This window comes from Acrocarpospora sp. B8E8, assembly GCF_039871605.1.
Taxonomy (GTDB): domain Bacteria; phylum Actinomycetota; class Actinomycetes; order Streptosporangiales; family Streptosporangiaceae; genus Acrocarpospora; species Acrocarpospora macrocephala.
This window is the reverse complement of record NZ_JBDPLV010000039.1, coordinates 1-17,527: the sequence shown is the minus strand read 5'-3', so window position 1 is coordinate 17,527 and position 17,527 is coordinate 1. Positions and strand designations below refer to the sequence as shown.

Genomic DNA, 17,527 nt, shown 5'->3' with positions numbered 1-17,527 from the left:
CCTCGATCTCCAGCTCGACCACGTCGCCCGCGCGCCGTCGGACGGGCCGCGCACGTGATCGCGTCAGGTGATGGTGAAATCGCTGAAGCTGAACTGTCCGGTCACCCCGGGCGCGTGGGATGTGGCTATCAGCCCCGCGTCCTGCCTGTCGGTGACGCCGGACAGGGTCACGGTCGCGCCGATCTTGGTCCAGCTGGTTCCGTTCGTGGAGTAGAAACCGCTGATCTGGTTGCCGGAGCGGACCAGGCGAACCCAGGCCGGCGACCTGACCCCTGAGACGCCGCTGAACGAGTCGAGGTATCCGTTGCCGTTGGAGTCCCACTGGAAGGCGACGCCGTTGCCGGGTGTGACGACGACGACGGCGTATCCCGGCGAGGAGCCGGAAGCGGTGACATCGTTGCGCAGGACCACGCCGGCCTTGGCCCACGCGTTGGTGTTGTCCATCTGGGTGACGCGGGCGGTGACGATGGCCGAGGTTCCGGCGGCGTCGTCCTGGTACATGGCGCCGTACTGGTCGAACGACCCGCCGGCGTCCTGCCAGATGTCGGCCCCCGAGGTCAGGATGGCGTACTGGGTTCCGGCCTCGGCGAACTGGCTGGGCACCGAGCCGTGCCCCTGCAGGGAAGTCAGGGGATTGAGCGCCGTCAGCGTGAGCGATCTGGTCACGGTGAAGTCGGCCTGGTCGGCCCGGACGCGCACCGATGCCCGCACCGGTGCGCGGCTGACGGGGGTCGAGAACGATGCGGGAGCTGTGATCTTCCATGTCTCCGTGGCCGATACGCCGGAGTCGATTCCGTACCTCATCGGCTTACCGACGCGTTCGGCCTGCCAGCCTTCGGGTGCAGTGACGACGACCTGCAACTCTGCCGCCCGGCGATCGCTCAGGTTCGCCACCGTGGCCGTCACGGTAGCCGACTCACCGGCCCGCATGGTGAGCGGATCCGCTGTGAGGGACACGCCGATGGGTACCCGCTGGGGGTCGGAGACGGTCCGGTACGCCCCGACGGGACCGGCGTTGTAGACCACACGGCTGGCCTCGATGGGGAGGTTGCCGTCGATGATGGTGACGTTCCCTCGTGCGACGTTGCCGCGGCTGCCGTTGACGATGCCGGTGATGGCGGAGTTGGTCGCGTAGTTGTCGATCAGCGTGAGGTCGCCGGTGTGATTGCCGTTCTGGTTGTTGGCGTGCGCCCACTGACCTGCGGTGTTGACGAAAACGTTGCGGCTCGCGCGCACGTATCGGGAGCCCTCGTCGAAGTAGAGGCCAAGCTGCCCGCTGTTTTCGCAGTAGTTCTCGTCGATGACGCTGCGCGGCATGGCCGAGAGCGTGTAGATGCAGCTGGAGTCGAACAGCGTCTGAACGACGTTGCGGACATGGTTGCCCACGACGCGGACGTCGCTCAGGGTCGTCGGTGTGTCATAGACGGGCTGGAAGTCGTAGAGGCCGCGGTTGAGGTATTCGGGGCTCCCGCCGGGATCGTTGGCGCCCCAGCCGTAGCCGAGTCCGATGCCGGTATAGGGCATGTCCGCGACGTAGTTGTGCTCGATGGCCAGCCGTGTGACATAGCTGGCGAAGATCCCGTCCTGATCCAGGTATTCGAGTGCGGTCGCGTAGACGCGGTTATCACTGATCACGATGTCGCTGTTGATCATCCGGGGGTCGGAGGGGTGGTGCGCGTCGGGGCGTACGCCGCCGACCATGATCCCGCCACCGGCATTCGCGGTGAACGTGCTTCCGGTGACCGTTATCTTGCGCGCGCCCAGTCCCACGCCGGTGGCGTGAGCGTTGGCGTCGTTGCCGATGCCGAGGCCGATGGAACCGAGGTTGACGAACGTGCTGCCGGCGAAGGTGATGTCCTCCGCCGCCGATACCTGAACGGCCGCGGGTGCCTGGGCCCAGCCGTTGCGTGAGCCCTCGAACCCCTTGCATCCGAACGCGCACGAGGTGAAGGCGTCGGCTGGCCGGTGGGGCTGGACACCGCTGATGAACACCCCGGTCTGCTGGTTGGCGTACCCGTCGGAAGAGCTGGGGTGCAGCCAGGTGGTCCCGGTGAACGTCAGGTTCTCGAACCGCAGGTTGCGGGCGGGATCATCGTAGGTGCCTCCGACCTGGAGCAGCGATTCCAGCCGCGGCACTTCGACCCGCGCCCGAGTGATGTCCTGGCCCGGGAGCGGCTTATAGTAGAGCACTCCTGCCGTGGTGTCCAAGTACCACTCGCCGGGCTCGTTGAGGAAGCTCTTGGAGTTGAGCAGGAAGAACGTCGGGGTTCGCAACGGCGACTGAATGGTGTCATAGCCGTAGGTGTTGTTGTTCCACGCCGGCTGCTGCATCACCACCGTGGATCCGGAGATGCGCTCCACCGGCGCGAACCGGTTGGTGAAGGACAGCATCGCCTGGAACTCGATGCGCTTCTGGTCGGGCAGGTTGGCGAGATAGGCGAGGGACGAATTGTTGATGGTGAATCCGGTCGCGTTCAGCGTGATGTCACTGCGTGCCAGCCTGATCCGCGCACGCTGCGCGGGCTTTCCGTCGACGTAGAGCTGGCGGGTGTCGAAACCCGTGCCCACCTGGGCCCTGTAGACGCCGGTGGCGGGATCGTCGAGTTCCCAGCCGGTGACCGATGCGGCGCCGCTGATCACGGGTTCGGCCTCGCGTGCCGCCGTCCAGGTCACGGTGTGGCCGTTGCGGCCGGAGTCGGCGGCGTCTAACCGCAGCGGCGCGTTGAGCCGGTGAATCCCGTCCAGGAGTTCCACGATCACGTCGCGGTCTCCCTGGGCGACCGCGGCGCGCACGCGTCGCCGCGCCTCCGCCAAGGTCGCAAGCGGCTCGTCTCTTCTGCCCCGGCTGTTGTCGTCGGCGTTCTCGGCTCCCGTGGCCGCGACCACGATCGTTTGGGTGGTCGGTGCGGCGTGGGCTGGCACGATGAACGCTCCGGCGAGGAGTCCGAGGGTGATCATTAGGAAGGTGGGAGCCGCAGCCGATCGGCGTCTTCGCGGCATGACTGACAGACGCACGTTGATTTCCTTTCGTCCGGCACAGGACGCGTATTGGATGGTCAGCGTCGAACAGTGGGATTGCCCTGGTTGTTCGGCTGCGCAGGTCCATGGCCGAGGGAGGTGAGCTGGTGCTGGTGCGCGGCATGACCATGGTCCGCTGACGCCAGCAGACGGCGGCCGGCCTGGTCGGGCCTGACGGCGGGACTGTCGGCCGTGAGGGTGCCCGGTCGGCGGGTGGATTCCTTGATCGTGTCTTCGTCGACCGTGAGGCCTATGCCAGGCGTGTCGCCAAGGATGAAGGCGCCGTCTTCGATGCGCAGATCGACCGAGAGTCCGGTCGGCGGCTGCAAATCCTGCAACTCGCTGGCGATGTGGTTAGGCACCGACGTCGCCGCGTGCAGCAAGGCGACCGGGGTGGTGCCGATGGGGCTGACCGGCAGGTCATGGGCGTGGGCCAGGGCTGACACGCGCAGAAAATGGGAGACTCCCCAGACCGCGGCCGTCTGAACGATGTCGACAGAGCCTGCGGCCAGCAGCGGACGGTACTGCTCGAGCCCGGTGAGGTTCTCTCCGGTTGCCACCGCCGCGCGGATCCCGCTGCCGACCGAGGCCAAGCCCTCGGCGTCCCACCGCCGCACGGGCTCTTCGATCCAGGTCAGATCCAGGGTGCGCTCAAGTTCGCAGATGTGCCGAACCGCTTGCTTGCGCGACCATGCCTCGTTGACATCGAGCATCAGGCTCGGCCGTGCCCCCTGTCCAGCTCGGGTCAGCACCTCCTTGACCAGCGTGAGACGGCGCCGATCCCGTTCGATGTCCAGTCCGCCCTTGAGCTTCGCCGCGCGCAGACCGTGCTGAGCGTAGACCTCGTACAGCGACACCAGCTCGTCGTCGCTCAGGCCGATGTCCAGGCCCGATGCGTAGGCGGGTACGCGCTTGTCACGACCGCCCAGAAGACGCCACAGCGGTTCGCCGGCCGCTTTGGCCTTGATGTCCCACAGGGCGGTGTCGAGCGCTCCGATGGTTCCGAACACGACCCCGGCGTGACCTGCCTTGAATGTCTGCCGGAGCATCCGGTCGTACAGTGCTGTCACACCGCGCGGATCTTCACCCTCCAGTGCGGTGAAGATGGCGTCGATTTCCACGTGCGGCCCGATGCCGACCCCGCTGATCCCCTCGTCGGTCTCCACTATGACGAGCGGCACCGAAACGACGCCGTCGGAATAGAGGCCGTTGGCATCGCCGATAGGGCGGCCCCATTCCTGGATCGTCGTCAACGTGCGATACCCCGAGATCCGCATGTCAGCCTTTCGTGGAACCGGCGGTGACACCGTCGGCGATCTGGCGCTGGAGGAAGAGATAGGTCAGCAGAACGGGTACGGCGGCGATCAGGACGCCCGAGGCGAAGGTGGGGATGTCGTCGGAGTACTGGCCGCGCAGCGAGGTGACGCCGACCATGAGGGTGCGGTGGTCGGCCGACGGCATCATCAGCAGAGAGATGAGCACGTCGTTCCAGCAGAACAAGGCGTTGAGGATGCCGACCGACAACAGTGCGGGAGTGCCCATCGGCAGCATGACCCGCCGGTAGACGCCGTAGATCGTGTTTCCGTCAATCCTGGCCGCATCGACGATCTCCGCCGGAATGGTCTTGTAGTAGCTGGTCATCAGGAAGATGGTGAACGGCAGGAACTGGGCGACATAGGCGAGGATCAGGCCGGGATAGGTGTCGATGAGGCCGCTGTCGGCCATGACGCGCGCGAGCGGCACCATGATCACCTGGAAGGGGATGAACAGCGCCGCGAGGCAACCCAGGAAGAGCGCCTTGGAGCCGCGGAAGCGCAACTGGCTCAACGCGAAGCCCGCCATCGATCCGAGGAGCAGCAGAGCGATCACCGAGACCGTCACCACGAAGAGCGAGTTGACGAAGTACCGGGCCATGCCGACGCTGTTCCACGCTGTGGCGAGGTTGTCCCAATGAAGCGAGCTCGTCAGTGAGAAGCGGTCGAGGATGTATTCACGCCGGGTCTTCATGGCGACATTGGCCGTGAACACGAGGGGATAGATCGTGGCCAGCGCGAGGACGGCCATCGGGACCGCGGCCACCCATCTGCTCAGGCGCCTGCCGGACATCAGTCTTCCCTTCCGGCGCGACGGAGCACGCTGATCTGCAGCAGCCCCACCACGAGCATGATGAGAAACAGGACTGTCGAGGCCGCCGAGGCGAGTGCGGGGCGGTTCATCTGACCCTGCTGGATCCAGATGTAGTACTCCGGCAGGTACGTGGAGCCCTCCGGGCCGCCGCTGGTCATCACGTACAGCAAGCCGAACATCGACGTCAGCATCCCGATCATCGTTGTCACGAAGACGAACTGAATCGTCCGGGTCAGGCTCGGGATGATCACATGCCAGATGCTCTGCCGCAGCGAGGCGCCGTCGACCCTGGCAGCGTCCAGGAGCGAGGGGTTCAGGCTGGCGAACCCGGCGAGGAACACCACCAGCGCCATCCCGAAGGTGGCCCAGATATGCACGCCGACCACGGTGAACTTGGCCACGCCCGGATCGCCCAGCCAGTCCACGGGGCCGAGGCCGATCGCCGCGAGGACTGCGTTCAGGGGGCCGTCGAAGGCGAGCATCAGGTTGAAGATCGCTCCGACGATGACGGGGGAGAGCACCGCGGGGAAGAAGTAGACACTGCGATAGACACGGTGCCCGGGTACGCGCAGATAGATGAACGTCGCGAGTAGCCCAGGGACGGCGACCGCCACGGGCAGGAGAAGTACCAGCAATCCGACGTTGCCCAGCGCGCCGCGGAACAACGGATCCTCGAACAGTTCCAGGTAGTTGGCCCAGCCGACCGCCGTCCCGTTGTCCTTCCCGTCGCCGGTGAAGGAGAAGTTGACGCCCAGCAGAAGCGGCCACAGTCGCAATGCGACGATGATCAGGACGGAAGGCGCCAGCAGAATGTAGGGAGCGAGACGTTCGGCGCGTACCGTGCGGGAGCGCGGCCGGGAGTCGGCTTTACGGTGGGCCCGGCTTGTTCCTGCTCCGTTGGTCTGCCCGGAGTCAGCCGAGCGAACCAACGGAGCAGAGCTTCTGAGCGGCACGGGATCAGCTCGCCCGGTCCGAGGCAGCCAGCTGCTCCACCACCTCGTCGACGCTCGCCGACCCGCTCAGGAGCTTCTGGGACAGCCGTCCCATGAGGTCTATGGTCTTCGAGGACAACGCCACATGCAGCGCCGGCTTGCCCGACTTGAGCTGCGACACGATCGTGCCGACGGCCACGGGCCCCTGCGACACGTCGATCGTGGTGTCGGAGGCGATCGCGCCGGCATCGGCGTAGAAGGATGCGAGGGGGTCGGTCGCCGTCAGGGACCGCACCAGATCGGAGGCGAGCTTCGGGTCCTTGGTCCACTTGGCCACCGCGTAACCGATACCGCCGTCGTAGGGCAGGCTCGGGGTGGTGCCGGTGGTGGCCACCGGGGCGGCCATGACGCCGACCTTGTCCGCCCCCAGGAACTCGCTGAAGTCCTTCCAGTGCCCGATGTCGGACATCAGCCCGATGATGTGGGCCGCCTTACCGGCGTCGAAGACCGAGAAGGAGTCGTTGAACATGGCGGTCGAGTTGGCCCCTTCGTTGTTCAGGCCGGAGTCGTTGCTCTCCTTCCACAACTCGAAGACCTTCTTCACCCCGGGAGAGGTCCAGTCGCGTTTGCCGGCGATCCAGTCGTCGTACTCGCTGGGCGTCAAGATGCCCGAGCCGAGACCCGACAGGAAGAATTGGATGCCGATGCCCTCCTTGTTGCCGAGGGCGAAACACGTGGCGCCGGTCGCCTTCTTGATGGTGGCGCAGTTGCCGACGAACTCGTCCCACGTCTTGGCGGGGTTGGCGGGGTCCAGTCCCGCCTTCTCGTACAGCGTCTTGTTGTAGTAGATCGGGTGGCCCTGCAGCGTGACCGGCGCGGCGTAGATTTTGCCGTCCTTGCTGAAGGCCTCCCAGCCGGCCAGCCGCTGTTTGTCTTCGGTCACGTACTGGTCGAGGGGGAGGAGGGAGTCGACGCGGTCGCGGATCTGGCCGCCTCCGTTGAAGAGCATGACATCGGGTCCGGTGCTGGACTGGATGGCCGCGCCTAACAGCGTGTAGTACTGCTCGAAGGGCTGGGCCACGAATTCGACCGTGACGTCCGGATGCTTCTTGGCGAAGTCGGCCTTCGCCTTCTGGATGTAGGAGGCGGCGGAGGCGTCACCGGACTTCCAGTCCCACACCACGAGCTTGGTGGCCTTGACGGGCTCCGCTGGTGAGGATGCTGGTCGCGTGGCGCTGCCGCAGCCCGCCAGGCCCAGCCCCAGGACCATGACGACCGACCACAGGGTTCGCTGCTTCATTGCTATTCACTCTCCAGGTGGCGACCGGCTGGCCCGGCCGTCCGTATTGGAAAGGAACGTAATTCGTATGACGTGTTACGTCAATATGTCAGACACATTCTTACGACGAAACGTGGCGCGCGGCGGTTCCGCTGAGGGAGATCGGACGGCGGTGGCGATGTGCTCACGAAATGTGCTACATGGACTGCATTGAGTAGTCAGGTGTTGGGTGAACCCACCGCTTCCGCAGAATCGGGGCAAACGTCCTGAGGAACTGGTTCGGTCTTGCGCCGCAGAGAATCAGTCGGCCGGTGAGAAGATGCGCTGCTGGATCTCTCTGCGGTAGTCGTCCAGAGTGTTGTCGATGTGCAGCGCCGCGGCCTGGGCCGCGGCCTCGGCGTCGCCGATTCGTATCGCCTGGTAGATGGCGTCGTGCTCGTCGACCGCCTTGGCCGCGTGCCCGCCTATCGAGCCGCACAGCCCGATGAGGTTGGACTGGGCCTGAAGCCGGCGGGCCTCCCTTACCGCGGCCTGGAGAAACATATTGTGCGAGGCGGTGGCGATGGCGGTGTGGAAGGCGTCGTCGCCCTCGTTGAACAGATCCTCGCGTCCGTTGTCGAACCCGTATCGGCAGACGCCGGCGGCTTTCTCGATCTCGCCCAGTTCCGCGGGTGTGGCCCGGCGCGCGGCCAGGCGGCTGGTCTCCATCTCCTGAGTCCGGCGAAACTCGAAGAGCATGTAGACATGGTCCAGGTCCGTGGGGAGAAAGAACGGCGCCCAGCGTCCGGCTCCGAGCATCCCCTCGTCGTCGGCCACGAAGAGACCGCGACCCTTGTGGGCGCGTACGCGGCCGAGCGCGGAGAGTATCTTGACCGCTTCGCGCACTACGGTTCTGCTCGTGCCCAGCTGCTGGGCCAGTTCCTGTTCCGTGGGCATTCGGTCACCGGGCCGCAGGCCCATCTGCGTGATCAAGGCCAGCACTTGCTCAGCCGCCACCTCGTAACCTGGCCGGTACGTCGTCGTACGCGGAGATTCGGTCGCCCTGCCTGTTCCCTCTGCCACAACCTCAAGGGTACGGCCGATCACCACCGCATCCAGGGCTTGACGAGGGACGTCCCCGATCCGAGCGTCGAATGGCGCAGCGGAACGGTTGGGAGGGCCGGGCACCGTGCGCCCGGCCGTCCGATACCTCAGTCGTGCGGGATCAACTACGCAGGCTCCAGCGCTGGTTGGCGCCGGCGTGGCAGGTCCAGAGTTGCGGCCGGGTGCCGTTGGCTGTGGCGTTGTTGGGCAGGTCCAGGCACAGCCCGGACTGCACTCCGCTGATGGTGCCGTTGGCATTGACGTTCCACTGCTGGTTCGCCTGACCGTTGCAGTCCCATATCACCACCTGGGTTCCGTTGGCGGTTCCTTGGCCGTAGGCGTCCAGGCACTTGTTCCCGTACACCGTCAGCTGCTTGGAGGACGTCTGCGTCCACCGCTGGTTCGTCCCGCCGTGACAGTCCCAGAGGTGTACCGCGGCTCCGTTGGCGGTGCTGCTGTTGCTCACGTCGAGGCAGCGGCCGGACTGGGTTCCGACGATCTCCACCGTCTGCGACGGAGTGCCGCTCCGGGGTCCGGCCGCGGCCATCACGGCCTGGGCGCCCGCCGGCCAGTTGCCGTTGCTCACCGTGACGTTGTTGTTGACGACGTTGCCGCGGTCGCCGTTGGTCACGTTCGTGGAGCTGTTGCTGGTCCAGTTGCCGGTGACGGTCCAGTTGCCCATGTTCTCGCCGCCCCAGTAGTTGGCGGTGGCCCAGGTGCCGGTGTTGGAGAAGACGTTGCCGGTGACGGTGTAGTACTTCGAGCCCTCGTCGAAGTAGACGCCGAAGTACCCGTTGGTGCGCAGGCAGTAGTTGCCGCTGATCACCGCGTTCGGGTTCCATGACAGCGTGTAGATGCAGCCGCCGTCGTTCATCTGCTGCATGACGTCGTGGACGTAGTTGCCGACCAGCCGGTTGCCGGAGGCGGTGGTGGGCGTGGTGTAGCGCGGCTGGTAGTTGTACAGGCCGCGATTGGCGTACTGGGTGTTGCCGCCCGTGTCGTTGGCACCCCAGCCGTATCCGATCGACATGCCGGTGTAGGGCAGGTTGTAGACCTCGTTGTGGGACACGTCGGAGGTGGTGACGTAGGTGGTCAGGACCGAGACGATGCCCCGGTGGTCCAGGCCGAGGTCGTGGATGCGGTTGTTGCTGATGGTGATGTCGCGGTTGATCATCCGCTGGTCGGAGGGGTGGTGGGCGTCGGCGCGCACGCCCCCGACCACGACGCCGCCGGCGGAGCTGCGGGCGATCTCGGATCGGGTGATGGTGATGTCCCTGGCGCCGAGGCCGACACCGCTGGCGTGGGCGTTGGCGTCGTTGCCGATGCCCACGGCGGTCTGCCCCAGGTTGACGAACTGGGAGTCGGTGACGGCGATGTTGCCGGCGGCGGAGATCTGCACGGCGGCGGGCATCTGATACCAGTTCGGCCGGGCGGCCTCGAACTGCGTGCAGCCGTTGTGGCAGGAGGAGAAGCCGGGCCAGTTCCAGTTGCCCGCGATGTAGGCGCCGGTCTGCTGGTCGACGTAGCCCTGGTTGCCGCTGGCGCCGAGCCAGGTCGTGCCGGTGAAGGTGATGCCGGTGAAGGTGATGTGGTGCGCCGGCGCGTCGTAGGTGCCGCCGATGTTCACCAGGGACTGCAGGACGGGCAGTTCCACGCCGACGGTGCTCATGTTCTGCCCCGCGAGCGGGATGTAGGAGAGCACGCCGGTGCCGGGGTTGATGTACCACTCGCCCGGCGAGTCCAGGAACTCGTAGGCGTTGGTCAGATAGAGCGGACCGGCGCGGTGCGGCTGGGTGAAGGTGTCGTAGCCGAAGTTGTTGTTGTTCCAGGCCGGCTGCTGCATCGTGATCAGGTTGCCGCTGATGTTCTGCACCGGCGAGTACCGGTCGGTGAAGGAGCCGACGCTCTCCATCTCGACGCGGTTCTGGTTGGCCAGGTTGTTCAGATAGTTCAGGGCGCTGTTGCTGAATCTCATCCCGGTGCCGCTGGCGGTGAAGTCGGCCCGGTTGACCTGGGTGCGGGCGCGTGTCGCGAGGGCGCCGTTGACGTACAGCTGCCGGGTGTCGATTCCGGAACCGACGCTGGCCCGCCAGATGTTCTTGGCGGAGTCGGCCAGGGACCAGCCGGTGACCGCCCGGGCTCCGCTGATCACCGGGCGGGCCGAGGGAGCGGCCTGCCATGTGACGGTGTAGCCGTTGTTTCCGGAGTCGGCGGCGGTCAGCCGGAGCGGCGCGGCGAGCCGGTACACCCCGTCGGCCAGTTGCACGACGATGTCACCGGACATGGCGCCGTTCAGCGATCGCACCGCCGTCTGCGCCGCGGGCAGCGAGCACGGCTGGGCGGAGGTGCAGGCGGTGCCGGTGCCGGACGGCGACGCGTACAGGGTCGTGGTGGCCGCGAGGGCGGGGGCGGCCGGGGCGACGAGGGCGAACGCCGCGGCCAGGGCCGTGGCGACGATGCCGGTCAGGACCGGTCTGAGCGCCGTGACGGGCGGAGATGGTTGCACGGTGGTTCCTTTGGGGGATGGGGGGTGCGGGTCAGGTCACGCCCTCCTCCTCAGACAGGTGTGCCCTCCTGAGGAGGAGGCCGTCGTCGAACCAGGGGTACGACGGCGGACGCCTGTGCGGCGCCCATGTGATCCGGCCGGGAAGGGTGTGGAAGGAGCAGGCCTCCGGGGTTCCGGTACCAATTACGTTCGGAGCGCTGACGCCCGTCAAGACCTTAAGCCCACTTATTTCAGAACGCGCACATCGATGCTCTGATCGCGGTTAGCAACATCGATACGCCTACCAGCGGCTATGCCTGTCAGTGATCAACCGATGATGGTCGTTCCGCTTGAATCGTTCAAATGTGTCGTACTGATTGAAGAGCATCTGTTCAACCGGGGAAGGCGGGCTCGATCAGTCATACTCTTACCGAGGCGGGGAGGAGGAGGCGCGGTGATCCACACCCCACGTGAAAGCGGATACCGGCCCGGCTACGAGGTGGCCGCGGAGCAGCTGCTGGAGTTGATCGTCCGGCTGCGCCTGCGTCCGGGGGACCGCATGCCGACCGAGAACGAGCTGGCCAGGCAGTTGGGCACCAGCCGTACCGTCGTGCGCGAAGCGGTCAAGATTCTCTCCGCGCTCGGCCGGGTGCGCGCCCAGAAGGGCCGCGGCCTGTACGTGGCCGACGACGAGGGGATGCTGGGCACCGGACGCCGAGCGTCCTTCTTCCTCCCGACCGACCTGGACCACGTCTACATGCTCTTCGAGTTCCGCCGGGCGCAGGAGACGGAGACCAGCAGGCTGGCCGCCCGCCGCGCGACTCCCGCGGAGCTGAGGGCCATCGAGGAAGCGGCCGGCCTGTGCCGCCATGGCTTCGAGACCGGACGAGAGGACCTGTTCAACGAGGGCGACGACGCCTTCCACACCGCCATCGCCACGGCCGCGCACAACATGTTCCTCGAGGTCGCCGTGCGGGAGGCCCGGCGGCTGCAGGCCCAGTCGAGCCTCATCGGAATGCGGGGCTCGGTGGGCGGACACGCCGCCAAGGCCGTCGAGGAGCATGAGGCCATCTTCCAGGCCATCCGCGCCGGCGACCCCGAAGCGGCCGCCCAAGCCGCCGCCACGCACATCGACAACACCCTCGACGACTACCGCAGGGAGATCCAGCAGCGCCTCTTCTCCCGACCGGCTTCGCCGTCCGAGGCATCCGAACCGATTCGATTCCGGTCTTGACAGGCGGTCCGCCCGTCATATGTGCTTCGGTGTACGCCGCCGTCATCGCTCTGCGTAAACCCCGTGTGCTGGCGAATCGATTCGCATTCATGACGGCGACTGGTATCCGAGCGGCTCTTGGACCCTCTTTCTGACCGCTCAGATGGACCCGCACGCTTCCGTCTCCCGCGTGTCTTCGCCACGCCTACCCCCCAAGGAGTACGACGAATGCAGTCTTCATCCGGTCCCTTATCGGGCCGTACGCCGCGTGGGCGGCGCTCACGTACGACCGTCGTCGCGGCTGTCATGACGGTGCTGACGACCCTTCTGGCGACCGCCCTGACCTGGTGGGCGCCGGCCTCGGCGGCCACCACGCCACTGGTGGGCACGGCGTCGGGGCGATGCCTGGACGTCAACGGCGTCTCCCAGGCCAACGGCGCGCTGGCGCAGATCTGGGACTGCAACGGGCAGGCCAACCAGCAGTGGACCTCCACCAGCGCGAGTGAGTTGCGGGTGTACGGCAACAAGTGCCTGGACGTGTCCGGCGGCGGCACCGCCGACGGCGCCAGCGTGATCATCTGGGACTGCAACGGTCAGAACAACCAGAAGTGGCGGTTCAACGCCGACGGCAGCATCACCGCCATCGGGGCCGGCAAGTGCCTGGACGTGTCCGGCGCCGGCACCGCCAACGGCAGCAGGGTGCAGATCTGGACCTGCCACGGCGGCACCAACCAGAAATGGACCACCGGAACCCAGCCCAGCCCGACGCCGACCGGCGCGCGCCCGTGCGACATCTACGCCTCCGGCGGCACGCCCTGCGTGGCCGCGCACAGCACCACGCGGGCGCTCTATGGCGCGTACAGCGGCAACCTGTACCAGGTCAGGCGGTCATCCGACAACACGACCCGGAACATCGGCGTCCTGACGGCGGGCGGCGTCGCCAACGCCGCGGCGCAGGACTCGTTCTGCGCCGGCACCACCTGCGTCATCACGGTGGTCTACGACCAGTCCGGGCGCGCCAACGACCTGTGGTACCAGGGATCCAGCGTGGTCCCCGGCTCCCCCCAAAGCAGGCCCGCGGTCGCGACCACCGAGTCGCTCACGGTCGGCGGCGGCAAGGCCTACTCCCTCTACATCAACCCCGGCAACAGCTACTGGCGGGACGGCCACCTGACCGGTGTCCCGACGGGCAGCGCACCCGAGGGCATGTACATGGTGACCAGCGGCACCCACGTCAACAACGGCTGCTGCTTCGACTACGGCAACAGCGAGACCACCCGGAAGGCCGACGCCGCCGGCGCCATGGACGCCATCAACTTCAGCACCCAGTGCTGGTTCGGCGGCTGCTCAGGGACCGGTCCCTGGGTGCAGGCCGACCTGGAATGGGGTCTGTTCCCCGGCGGCAGCCAGGCGTGGAACCCCAACCAGCGGGCCTTCCCCCACAAGTTCGTCACCGCCACGCTGAAGAACAACGGCACGACCCGATTCGCGATCAAGGGCAGCAACGCCCAGTCCGGCAGCCTGTACACCCTGTACGACGGCGCGCTCCCCAACGGATACAGCCCGATGAAGAAGCAGGGGGCCATCATCTTGGGCAGCGGCGGCGACTGCTGCAAGCCCGACGGAGGCGCCAACCTCAGCGCGGGCACCTTCTACGAAGGAGCCATGGTCGCCGGCTACCCCACCGACGCCACCGAGAACGCCGTCCAGGCCGACGTCATCGCCGCCGGCTACCGCTGACGCCAGGACGTCGGCGACGGCTTGACTCCCACCCGTGCTCCAGGCCGGCTCGTCATCGACGAGCCGGCGTGGAGCGGCAAGGCAGGGCCCGACGTCAGCCAAACTGTGCGTGCCGGGTCCGGACGCTGATCGCCTCCGGTGCGGCGGGGTCTGCCGCACCGGAGGCGTCCTCACCGGGAAGGGGAGGTCAACAGGCGGGGTGGGTCCGGCTTCCGCCGGGTTCTCGCCCCGCGGGTGGCGCCGATCAGGGGTTCAAGCCCTGAGAGGGAGCGGTCAAGGTCTCAGGGTCTGGTCGTGATCGGCGTGGGTGGTCAGGTGCGGTTCCATCGCTGGTTGCTGCCGCCCCAGCAGGAGTACAGCTGCAGCTGGGCGCCGTTGCCGGAGCCGGCGGCGTCCAGGCACAGTCCCGACTGCACCCCGACGATGGTCCCGTCGGAGTTGATACGCCATTTCTGGTTGTTGCCGCCCCAGCAGGAGTAGATCTGCACCGCGGCCCCGTTACCGGTCCCGGCGGCGTCCAGGCACTTGTTGCCGTAGACCCGCAACTCCTGCGCGGAGGTGGTGGCCCACTGCTGGTTGCCGCCGCTGTGGCAGTCCCACAACTGGACCCGGGTGCCATCGGTCGTGCTGGAGTTCGGCACATCCACACAGCGACCGGAGGCCACACCCCTGATCTGCCCCCCAGTCGGCGTGGTCGTCGGGGTGGGGGTCGTGGAAGGGCCGCTCCCGTCCAGGCCGAAGAAGCGGATCGCGTACGCCGCCATGCCGGGCCGCGGCAGGTCGTGGCCGGCCCCGCTGATGGTGTACGCCTCGACCTGGCCGGAGCCGAAGACCCGTTTGGTCCAACCGGACTGCGGGCTGCTGGTGGAGATGGGGGACTGGCTGATTCCCCACACATTGGTCCATTGGTCGACCTCCTCCTGCAGCATGCTGTAATTGAGGACGTCGTCGGCGGTGCCGTGCCAGGCTGTCACCCGCGGCCGGGGGCCGGTGTAGCCGGGATAGGCGTTGCGGACCAGGTCGCCCCACTGCTGTGGCGTCTTGTCGCCGCACCCGGCGGGCCCGAAGCAGCCGTAGGGCACACCCGCGAAGGGCGCGCCGGCCTTGAACACGTCCGGGTACACGGCGAGCAGGTTGTTGGTCTCCATCGCACCCGACGAGAAGCCCGTGGCGAACACCCGCTGCGGGTCGCCGTTGTGGCGTTGCTGCACGTAGGAGACCATGGAGACGATCGACGCCGGGTCGCCGCCGCCACCGCGGCGTAAGGCGGCGTCCGACCACACGTCGAAGCAGTTCGACAGGCCGTTGGTGCTCTTGTTGCCCTGCGGGTAGATGACGATGAAGCCGTACCGGTCGGCCAACGACGCGAACTCGGTGCCCTGGTAGAAGGCGCGGGCCGTGCCGTTGCAGCCGTGCATGGCCACCAGGATGCCCGGGCGGGCGGACACGTTGTCCGGGACGTAGAGGTACATCTGGATGTTGCCGGGGTTGGAGCCGAAGTCGGCCACCTGCGTCAGAGTCGCCGCCGATGCCTGGGGCGCGGGCACCGCGAACATGGCCAGGGCCGTGACCGCGGCTGTGACCACGCTCGCAGCGCCGACGCCGACGAGGTTTCTGGTGTGCCGTCTCATTTGTTCTGCCCTTTCTTCGGTTATGCCTGATCAGGTCGCCCGGCACGGCCACGTCAGGCACGCCGCGGCCCACGATCGTGCAATCGGCGAAGTTGTTATCGGTAACGCCCTGCTGCTTACGCCCACCGATTGGCGAAGTTTCTGATATTGCGGCGCTCAATTTCAGCTGCTCAGCTGTCCCGTCTGAGGCCACACGCGCTGCGCCGCAGGTGGATGTGGTGTCCATCCAGGTCGCGCGCTTTGGCCGCCGGCCCAGCCCTTGGGCGGAAATGCGACGTGTTAGCGCAAACATTCACTCGACTGGTTGAACGCCCTCTCCGTCGGCTGGTTGGACGTGGTGGTGGGGCGGAGCAAATACGAGGGAAGTGGGTGCCGTCAAGGGCCGCCGGGCGTCTTGTGCGACCCTGTGGGGCCGGAGTGCGAGCCCATCTGGTGTTATCGGAGGAGGGCCGCATAAGGAGTGAACGCGGCGCGATGAACGTTTCATCGACGCTTCCGAACTCTCGCGAGAAGGTCCGAAACTTTCACATGAGCGGATCGCTGTTGAGGCCAACGGTAGGCGTACGAAGCGGGTGACGCGGCCGAAAGTTTTTTGAAAGCCTTGACACATTTCGGGGATGTTTCCACACTGAGTCCCCGAGACGGCTTGCCCGCCAGGACCGGTGGCGCGCGGCAAGGGATCCGTCTCCGCGACGCCCCCGTGGTGTGCGTTCCGGCGATGGAACGCGGCGTCGATCTCGCGGAGTAGTCCCGCGTTCCTTCCCCTTCCCTGTCAGCTATGGAGGCTGAACAAGTATGGGCACAAACGCCTTACCCCCGCCCGGACCCCGGCGGCCTTTCAGCGGCCTGCGCCGGACCCTGGTCGTCGGCACCCTCGGCGTACTGGGCATGACCATGGCAGTGTCGGTTCCCGCCGACGCTGCGGCCAGCACCCTCGGTGCGGCGGCTCAGCAGAGCGGCCGGTACTTCGGCACCGCCATCGCCGCGGGCAAGCTCGGCGATTCGGCGTACACCACGATCGCCAACCGTGAGTTCGACATGGTGACGGCCGAGAACGAGATGAAGATCGACGCCACCGAGCCGAACCGGGGCCAGTTCAACTTCACCAACGGTGACCGCGTCTTCAACTGGGCCGTGCAGAACGGCAAGCGGGTACGCGGCCACACGCTGGCGTGGCACTCCCAGCAGCCGGGCTGGATGCAGTCCCTGTCCGGCAGCACGCTGCGCCAGGCGATGATCGACCACATCAACGGCGTGATGGCTCACTACCGGGGCAGGATCTACGCCTGGGACGTGGTCAACGAGGCCTTCGCCGACGGCAACGGCGGCAACCGGCGTGACTCGAACCTCCAGCGGACCGGCAACGACTGGATCGAGGTCGCCTTCCGTACGGCCAGGACCGCCGACCCGGCGGCCAAGCTCTGCTACAACGACTACAACATCGACAACTGGACCTGGGCCAAGACCCAGGCCGTCTATACCATGGTCCGCGACTTCAAGCAGCGCGGCGTGCCGATCGACTGTGTCGGCCTGCAGTCGCACTTCAACAGCAACAGCCCGTACAACAGCAACTACCGCACCACGATCTCCAGCTTCGCCGCCCTCGGGGTGGACGTGCAGATCACCGAGCTGGACATCCAGGGCGGCTCGGCTTCCACCTACGCCGCGGTGACCAACGACTGCCTGGCCGTGGCCCGCTGCACCGGCATCACCGTGTGGGGCGTCCGCGACAGCGACTCCTGGCTCGGCTCGGGCGCCAGCCCGCTGCTGTTCGACGGCAACGGCAACAAGAAGGCGGCGTACAATTCCGTCCTTAACGCCCTCAACGCCGTGAGCCCGAACCCCAGCCCTACGCCGACGATCACTCCGACTCCGACGCCGACTGGTGGGAGTGGGGGGCAGATCAGGGGTGTGGCCTCCGGTCGCTGTGTGGATGTGCCGAACTCCAGCACGACCGATGGCACCCGGGTCCAGTTGTGGGACTGCCACAGCGGCGGCAACCAGCAGTGGGCCACCACC

At 66.8% G+C, this 17,527-nt stretch carries 11 protein-coding genes; 3 read left to right on the top strand and 8 right to left on the bottom strand.

Annotation, left to right across the window (positions count from 1 at the left end; genetic code table 11):
- Positions 1-63: 63 nt before the first annotated feature.
- The 7 genes from ABGB08_RS31725 to ABGB08_RS31695 all read right to left on the bottom strand — a co-directional run bounded on the left by ABGB08_RS31725 (position 64) and on the right by ABGB08_RS31695 (position 10,945).
- Positions 64-2,958: an NEW3 domain-containing protein gene (locus ABGB08_RS31725; protein WP_347597595.1), complete on the bottom strand. Its 2,895-nt coding sequence runs from the start codon at positions 2,956-2,958 to the stop codon at positions 64-66.
- A gap of 98 nt (positions 2,959-3,056) precedes the next feature.
- Positions 3,057-4,271, bottom strand: coding sequence for a mandelate racemase/muconate lactonizing enzyme family protein (locus ABGB08_RS31720; protein ID WP_347597592.1), 1,215 nt, complete (start codon positions 4,269-4,271; stop codon positions 3,057-3,059).
- Between the two features lie 25 nt (positions 4,272-4,296).
- Positions 4,297-5,124, bottom strand: a complete 828-nt coding sequence (locus tag ABGB08_RS31715; protein WP_347597589.1) for a carbohydrate ABC transporter permease — start codon at positions 5,122-5,124, stop codon at positions 4,297-4,299.
- A complete protein-coding gene (locus ABGB08_RS31710) occupies positions 5,124-6,074 on the bottom strand; it encodes a sugar ABC transporter permease (RefSeq protein ID WP_347597586.1) in 951 nt (316 codons plus the stop codon). Before ABGB08_RS31710 ends, ABGB08_RS31715 begins: the two co-directional genes overlap by 1 nt.
- A gap of 28 nt (positions 6,075-6,102) precedes the next feature.
- A complete protein-coding gene (locus ABGB08_RS31705) occupies positions 6,103-7,377 on the bottom strand; it encodes an extracellular solute-binding protein (RefSeq protein ID WP_347597583.1) in 1,275 nt (424 codons plus the stop codon).
- A 279-nt stretch (positions 7,378-7,656) separates the two neighbouring features.
- Positions 7,657-8,418 carry an FCD domain-containing protein gene (locus ABGB08_RS31700; RefSeq protein ID WP_347597580.1) on the bottom strand — a complete coding sequence of 254 codons (762 nt, stop codon included), beginning with the start codon at positions 8,416-8,418 and terminating at the stop codon, positions 7,657-7,659.
- Between the two features lie 142 nt (positions 8,419-8,560).
- A complete protein-coding gene (locus ABGB08_RS31695; RefSeq protein ID WP_347597577.1) occupies positions 8,561-10,945 on the bottom strand; it encodes an RICIN domain-containing protein in 2,385 nt (794 codons plus the stop codon).
- Between the two features lie 433 nt (positions 10,946-11,378).
- On the opposite strand from ABGB08_RS31695, the gene ABGB08_RS31690 reads away from it, so the two are divergent.
- Together ABGB08_RS31690 and ABGB08_RS31685 are read left to right on the top strand one after the other, a co-directional pair.
- The gene (locus ABGB08_RS31690; protein WP_347597574.1) at positions 11,379-12,158 is read left to right on the top strand and encodes a FadR/GntR family transcriptional regulator; all 780 of its coding nucleotides are present in this window, start codon (positions 11,379-11,381) and stop codon (positions 12,156-12,158) included.
- A 285-nt stretch (positions 12,159-12,443) separates the two neighbouring features.
- Entirely contained in the window at positions 12,444-13,877 is a 1,434-nt protein-coding gene (locus ABGB08_RS31685; RefSeq protein WP_347597571.1) for an arabinofuranosidase catalytic domain-containing protein, read from the top strand.
- Positions 13,878-14,188: 311 nt separating this feature from the next.
- Here ABGB08_RS31685 and ABGB08_RS31680 read toward each other — a convergent pair whose 3' ends face one another.
- Positions 14,189-15,508: a PHB depolymerase family esterase gene (locus tag ABGB08_RS31680; RefSeq protein ID WP_347597568.1), complete on the bottom strand. Its 1,320-nt coding sequence runs from the start codon at positions 15,506-15,508 to the stop codon at positions 14,189-14,191.
- Positions 15,509-16,303: 795 nt separating this feature from the next.
- Between ABGB08_RS31680 and ABGB08_RS31675 the strand changes: the two genes are divergently transcribed.
- Positions 16,304-17,527: endo-1,4-beta-xylanase (locus ABGB08_RS31675; RefSeq protein WP_347597565.1), on the top strand; the 1,224-nt coding region annotated here is incomplete at its 3' end.

Bases quoted from the DNA above. Each gene is read 5' to 3' on its own strand.
- ABGB08_RS31725 (WP_347597595.1), bottom strand. From the start codon at position 2,958: ATGATCACCCTCGGACTCCTCGCCGGAGCGTTCATCGTGCCAGCCCAC.
- ABGB08_RS31715 (WP_347597589.1), bottom strand. From the start codon at position 5,124: ATGTCCGGCAGGCGCCTGAGCAGATGGGTGGCCGCGGTCCCGATGGCC.
- ABGB08_RS31705 (WP_347597583.1), bottom strand. From the start codon at position 7,377: ATGAAGCAGCGAACCCTGTGGTCGGTCGTCATGGTCCTGGGGCTGGGC.
- ABGB08_RS31685 (WP_347597571.1), top strand. From the start codon at position 12,444: ATGACGGTGCTGACGACCCTTCTGGCGACCGCCCTGACCTGGTGGGCG.
- ABGB08_RS31680 (WP_347597568.1), bottom strand. From the start codon at position 15,508: ATGAGACGGCACACCAGAAACCTCGTCGGCGTCGGCGCTGCGAGCGTG.